This is a genomic window from Arthrobacter sp. 10T413_2, from assembly GCF_056394205.1.
Window position 1 is genome coordinate 21,165 of sequence record NZ_JBFTHK010000050.1, and the last position, 6,756, is coordinate 27,920.

Below are 6,756 nucleotides of genomic sequence, written 5' to 3' on the forward strand. Positions count from 1 at the left end.
CGCCCCTTCCCTGCCGCCGTCGGCTGCTTTGAGCGGCGGACAACGGCTTGAGAGCTCCGTGTAACCCGATTGTAACCCCCGCCGACTTTTACTTGTGATGCGGGTCACTGCGTGGCCTAGGGTCACGCAACGGGAGCGACCCACTGTCAGCAATGGAAAGAGGAATCATGCCTGAGACACCAAACGGCGTCGTCGGGGCGTGGCTGGCGCAGTTCGATGAGGCACTGCGCAGCCACAACACGGACGCCGCACTGGAACTTTTCGACGACGATTCGTACTGGCGCGACTTCGTCTCATTCACCTGGAACCTCAAGACACTCGAGGGTAAAGAGGACATCCGCCGCATGCTCGAGGCGACCCTTGACGACGTGCAGCCCAGCAACTGGGCCCTCGCCGAGGACGCCACCGGGGACGCCGCGAACGCCGAGGCCTGGGTCAATTTCGAGACCGCCCAGGCCCGCGGCTACGCCCATCTGCGTCTCCGCAACGGCAAATGCTGGACCCTGCTCACCACCATGCAGGAGCTCAAGGGCTTTGAGGAAAAGAAGGGGCCGAACCGGGAGAAGGGGGTGGCCCATCAGATCACGAAGGGCCGCAAGTCCTGGTTGGAACTGAAGGAAGAGCAAGAAGCGCGGCTCGGCTACGAAGACCAGCCCTACACCGTGATTATCGGCGGCGGCCAGGGAGGGATCGGGCTGGGTGCGAGGCTGCGCAGGCTCGGCGTGCCCACCATCATCATCGAAAAGAATGAGCGCGCCGGTGACTCCTGGCGTAACCGCTACAAGTCCCTGCACCTGCACGACCCTGTCTGGTACGACCACCTGCCCTACATGAAGTTCCCGGACGACTGGCCGGTTTTCGCGGCGAAGGACAAGATCGGCGACTGGCTCGAGAACTACACCCGGATCATGGAGCTGAACTACTGGTCCAAGACCGAGTGCACCAACGCCCGCTTCGATGAAGCGTCCCAGGAGTGGGTGGTGGAGGTGGTGCGCGACGGCCAACCGGTCACCCTGCGTCCCAAGCAGCTCGTCTTCGCCCTGGGCGTCTCGGGGTACCCCAGCGTTCCCGTGTTCGACGGCGCCGAGTCCTTCCTGGGCGAGCAGTACCACTCGTCCAAGCACCCGGGCGGTGGAGACTGGACCGGGAAGAAGGCCGTGGTTATCGGTTCCAACAATTCCGCGCACGATATCTGCGCCGACCTCTGGGAGCACGGCGCGGACGTCACCATGGTCCAGCGGTCCTCCACGCACATCGCCCGCAGCGAGTCCCTCATGGATCTGGCACTCGGCGGTCTCTACTCCGAACAGGCGCTCGCCAACGGCGTCACGACGGAGAAGGCCGATCTGCTGTTTGCCTCGTTGCCGTACCGGATCCTGCCCGAAGCTCAGATCCCGGTGTATGCGGAGATGGCCGAGCGCGATGCCGAGTTCTATTCCGAGCTGKAGGCTGCCGGCTTTGACCTGGACTTCGGTGTGGACGGCTCCGGACTGTTCCTGAAGTACCTCAGGCGCGGCTCCGGCTACTACATCGACGTCGGCGCCTCCMAGCTGATCATCGACGGCCGGGTCAAGCTCGCCAACGGCGAGATCGGCAAGATCACCGGGAATTCCGTCGTGATGGCCAACGGCACGGAACTGGAGGCGGACGTCATCATTTACGCCACCGGCTATGGGTCCATGAACGGCTGGCTGGCCGATCTGGTCTCGCCCGAGGTGGCCGACGCCGTCGGCAAGTGCTGGGGGTACGGATCGGAGACGCCGAAGGACCCGGGGCCGTGGGAGGGCGAACTGCGCAACATGTGGAAGCCCACGAACGTGGAGAACCTGTGGATCCACGGCGGCAATCTGCACCAGAGCCGGCACTACTCCAACTACCTGGCGCTGCAGCTCAAGGCAAGGATGGAAGGACTGCCGACGCCGGTCTTCGAGCTCCAGCCCACACACCACGCGCGCTGAATTGAACTGACTCGAACAGGCCGTGACAATCACAGGCACGGCAACCAGACTGGGGTTACGGCTCCGTTGTGACAGACCAACGACATTCCGTGGATGCGCCTTACCGGGCGCATCCACGGCCTGGAATGCAAAGGCGAAACACCATGAAAGCAGCACGATTTCACGCCCGTAAGGATCTCCGGATCGAAGATATCGCTGAGCCCGAGCTGCGTCCGGGCGCGGTGAAGATCGCCGTCGCCTGGTGCGGCATCTGCGGCACAGACCTCCACGAATTCCTGGAAGGGCCCATCTTCACCCCGCCGCCCGGCAACCCCCACGTACTGACCMACGAGGCCGCGCCCGTCACCCTGGGGCACGAGTTCTCCGGCACGGTCGAGGAACTCGGGGAAGGAGTCAGCGGCCTCGCGGTCGGAGACAGCGTCGTCGTGGAGCCTTACTTCGTCTGCAATGAATGCGGCCCCTGCMTCAGCGGACACTACAACCTCTGCACAAAACTCGGCTTCATCGGATTGGCGGGCGGCGGTGGCGGCTTGAGCGAGAAGGTCGTCGTCGACGCCCGATGGGTGCACGCGGTCGGAGACATCCCCCTGGATGAGGCCGCGCTCATCGAACCCCTCGCSGTGGCGTATCACGCCGTCGGCCGCAGCGGGCTCAAGGCCGGGGACGTCGCCGTTGTCGGGGGAGCCGGACCTATCGGCTTGCTCACCGCCGCGGTCCTCAAAKGCATCGGCATCACCACGATCGTCACCGAGCTGTCGACCGCCCGCAAGGACAAGGCGGCCTCGTCCGGGGTTGCTGATCACGTTCTCGACCCGAGCTCAGACGACGTCAAGGCGCGCGTGCTGGAACTGACCGGCGGCGCAGGGGCCAACGCGGCGTTTGAATGTGCCGGCGTGAATGCCRTGCTGGACACGATGCTCGACGTCGTCAAGCCCGCGGGCGTCGTCGTCAACGTGTCGATCTGGGGGCATCCGGCCACGGTGGACATGCAGAAAGTCGTGCTGAAGGAAATCGATCTGCGCGGCACCATTGCTTACTGCGGCGATCATGCGGCCGCCATCAAGCTCGTCCAGGACGGAAAAGTCKACCTCAAACCCTTCATCACTGGAAGAATCGCCTTGGATGATCTGGTGGACCAAGGGTTCGACACCCTCATCAACCACAATGACACCGMGGTGAAAATCATCGTCCACCCGTAGTGATCCGAGTCTCATCAGGAATAGTTGCAGACGCCTCGCAGTTGCCGCCAGTGAACCCATTTCACTGTGAAAGGAATTGCGCATGCTGTTTTCCCCGATGACCCTCGGCGAGCTGGAACTGCCCAATCGTCTCGTGATGGCGCCGCTGACCCGTCTTCGCTCCGGCCGGGAAGGAATCCCGGGGCCGCTGGTTGTTGAACACTACCGCCAGCGCGCCTCGCTCGGCCTGATCGTCAGCGAGGGCACCTACCCGAGCCACACGGGCCAGGGCTTCCCGGGCCAGCCCGGCCTGGTGACCCCGGAGCAGCTCGAGGGCTGGTCCAACGTCACCGCGGCCGTCCACGCCGAAGGCGGCCGGATATTCGCCCAGGTCATGCACGCCGGCCGGGTCACGCACCAGGACACCAATGGTGGTCATGAGGTTGTGGCGCCCAGCGCCATCGCGATCGACGGCGAAACCCGCACCTACGCGGGCAAGCAGCCGTTCCCCGTCCCGCGCGCCCTCACCACCGAGGAACTGCCGGGCATCGTCGAGGAATTCGTCACAGCGTCGCGCAGAGCCGTCGAGGCAGGGTTCGACGGCGTGGAGCTGCACTCCGCCAACGGTTACCTGCTCCACGAATTCCTCGCTCCGTCCGCTAACCAGCGCGATGACATCTACGGCGGTTCACCCGAGAACCGCGCCCGCTTTGTCCTCGAAGTGGTCGAGGCCGTTGTTGCAGCCCTCGGCGCGGACCGGGTGGGTATCCGCATTTCGCCGGAACACAACGTCCAGGGCGCCCTCGAACTGGATGCTGCCGATGTCCGGGAGACCTACGGCCGGCTGGTCGACGGCCTGGCTCCCCTGAAGCTTGCGTACCTCAGCGTCCTCCACAAGGAGCCCACGAGCGCACTCGTCCAGGACCTGCGTGCTCGCTTCGGCGGGACCTTCCTCGTGAACACCGGCTTTGGCGTCATCACTACCCRMKACGAGGCAGTGGCACTCGTGGCCGACKGTCACGCCGACGCTGTGGTGGTCGGCCGCCCGGCCATCGCGAACCCGGACCTTGCCCGCCGCTGGCGCGAAGGCCTGCCCGTCAACGAGCCCGACCCCGCCACCTTCTACGCCGCCGGCGCCGAGGGCTACACGGACTACCCGGCATACCAGAACTAGGCAGCGACTGGGCCGCCGCAGCGCGGCGCCCGCGGCTGGACATGTCCCGCGCCGCACTTCATGACCAGTGGACATGCTCAGCTTCGGCCACCAGCAGTGGACAGAATGCCATTCTGTCCACTGCCGGCATTTAACAATGAGCATGTCCCTCGTTGAGCGGTCCTGCGGCTGGACATGCTCCGCGGTGACACGTACGGCCGGACATGTCCAGCTCCGCGCTCCTGGGGCACTGGACATGTCCCTTTCCGCACTTCATGGCCGCTGGACATGCTCAGCGTCGGCCACCAGCAGTGGACAGAATGCCATTCTGTCCACTGCTGGCATCGACCAACGAGCATGTCCCTCGTTGAGCGGTCCGGCGGCTGGACATGCTCCGCGGTGACACGTACGGCCGGACATGTCCAGCTCCGCGCTCCTGGGGGCACTGGACATGTCCACTGGTACAACGCGCCACAGGACATGTGCCTTGGCTGGTCGCGTGGCTGGGCATGTCCCGTGGTCCCTTGCCGCTGGTGCAGCCCCAGGGAGGGGCATGTCCACTCGTGAGGGGTGCGAATGAGCATGTCCCGGAGGGAGCCCCCCACGCACGCTTCCACCCCCAGTCCTATAGGATCTGAACATGCAACTAGCTTCCACCGGCAGCGCCTMTGAGGGGCGTCCCGCGGGCCGCCCCGTTAGCCGGCAGGTCCTGGCGGACCACGTCTATGAAGAGCTTCTGGCATCGCTGATGGATGGCCGGCTGGAACCCGGTGCCGCGGTGAGCATCGACGGGACCGCCCGGGAGCTCGACGTTTCTCCCACACCCGTCCGCGAGGCGCTGGCCAGGCTGGAACACACCGGTATGGTGCGGCGGGTCGCGCTCAAGGGTTACCGGGTTGCTCCKGTGTTCACTCAGGAAGACTTCGCCGAGCTGAWGGAGGCCCGGCTTGCGATCGAGCCCGTCAACGCCCGCCTGGCGTGCGCCCGGCTGACTCCGAATCACCTCAAGGAACTGGAACTGGCGGTGGCCGACCTCAAGGACGCGCCGCGMGGGCCGTCCTTTGCCGAATTCCGCGGCTACCTCGAAGCCGACGAGCGGTTCCACCGGCTCATCGCGGAGCAGACCGGCAACCAGTTCATGGTGGCCGCCTATGCCGCCCTCGKCGGACAGATCCAGCGCTTCCGCCTGTTCGGGGGAGTAGGCATCACCGACGCCGACCACGCGATCGCCGAACACCAGGCCGTCCTGGATGCGCTGGCCTCGGGGGACCCGCAGAAGGCTGAAGCCGCCATGGCGGAGCACGTGCGCAAGGTGCGCGGCCGGGCCATTGCGGACGCGCCGGCAGACTGACCACCCAGCATTTCCGGAGTTCCCTTCACGCGAACGATGAATCCCTATAGGATCTTCGATTGTTGCCAATGACCACGATGTGACCTTGACAACACCCTTTCGATAGTAAATCCTATAGGAAACAGGATTCCACGAAGGAGTGACCCATGGCTTACACCGCCGAAAACTGGCCCATCACCGCGGCGCTGCTGCAGTTCCMCGGCACCGACGCCCAGGGCACCCACATCAACGATGCCCCGGCGTCCGCCTGGGCCGAGGTACTGCAGGAGGTCAAGGACGCGGGCTTTGCCAACGCGGACCTCACAGACAGCTGGGTCCGGCCTGGCGACCTCAGCRCCGCCCGGCTTGCGGAGTTCAAGCAGACTGCGGAGAACGTGGGCATCGGCATCCCCGTCATTTCAGCCATCCGCCGCAGCGTCATCGAGGCCGGCAACTGGGGAGCCAACCTCGCCTACAGCCACCGCACCATCGACGCCGCCGCCGAACTCGGCTGCGAAGTGGTGTCCTTCGGACTGCACCAGGCCATCACCGCCGAGCAGCAGAAACAGCTCTGGTTCTGGACCGTAGAAGGCTACAAGGACCCGGTGGGGGACAAGGAAGCCTGGAACAACGCCGTCACCCGCCTGCGGGAACTGGGCCGGCACGCGGCCGACGTCGGCGTCCTGCTCTCGCTCGAAATGTACGAGGACACGTATCTCGGTACCGCGGATTCGTCCGTCCAGCTGGTCCAGGACATCGGACTGGCCAACGTCGGCCTCAACCCGGACCTTGGCAACCTCATCCGGCTCCACCGACCGATCGAGGACTGGCGCGAGATGGTCGCCAAAACCCTCCCGTACTCCAACTACTGGCACATGAAGAACTACATCCGCGACGAGGACGTGGCCCGGAACACCTATGTCGCGATGCCGGCCCCGATGGAAAGCGGCCTCATCAACTACCGCGAGGCGTTCAAAGTGGCGCTMTCGGTCGGTTTCCAGGGCATCCTCTGCACCGAGCACTACGGCGGCGACGGCCTCAGCGTCACGGCCAGCAACCAGGACTACCTCCGCCGGCAGGTCCTRCCGAAGACCGACGGCTACGCCCTCGGCCAGAGCCAGGTGGCCCAAGGACGGC

The 6,756-nt window shown here is 65.1% G+C and carries 5 protein-coding genes; all 5 read left to right on the top strand.

What is annotated here, in order from left to right:
* Nucleotides 1-167: 167 nt before the first annotated feature.
* Nucleotides 168-1,958 carry an NAD(P)-binding domain-containing protein gene (locus AC1DBQ_RS10365; RefSeq protein WP_476928411.1) on the top strand — a complete coding sequence of 597 codons (1,791 nt, stop codon included), beginning with the start codon at nucleotides 168-170 and terminating at the stop codon, nucleotides 1,956-1,958.
* Nucleotides 1,959-2,101: 143 nt separating this feature from the next.
* Nucleotides 2,102-3,157 carry a 2,3-butanediol dehydrogenase gene (locus AC1DBQ_RS10370; RefSeq protein ID WP_476928412.1) on the top strand — a complete coding sequence of 352 codons (1,056 nt, stop codon included), beginning with the start codon at nucleotides 2,102-2,104 and terminating at the stop codon, nucleotides 3,155-3,157.
* An 82-nt stretch (nucleotides 3,158-3,239) separates the two neighbouring features.
* Nucleotides 3,240-4,310: an alkene reductase gene (locus AC1DBQ_RS10375; RefSeq protein WP_476928413.1), complete on the top strand. Its 1,071-nt coding sequence runs from the start codon at nucleotides 3,240-3,242 to the stop codon at nucleotides 4,308-4,310.
* Between the two features lie 619 nt (nucleotides 4,311-4,929).
* Nucleotides 4,930-5,640 carry a GntR family transcriptional regulator gene (locus AC1DBQ_RS10380; RefSeq protein WP_476928414.1) on the top strand — a complete coding sequence of 237 codons (711 nt, stop codon included), beginning with the start codon at nucleotides 4,930-4,932 and terminating at the stop codon, nucleotides 5,638-5,640.
* 146 nt (nucleotides 5,641-5,786) lie between these two features.
* A partial coding sequence (locus tag AC1DBQ_RS10385) for a sugar phosphate isomerase/epimerase family protein (protein ID WP_476928415.1) occupies nucleotides 5,787-6,756 on the top strand: 970 nt, incomplete at its 3' end.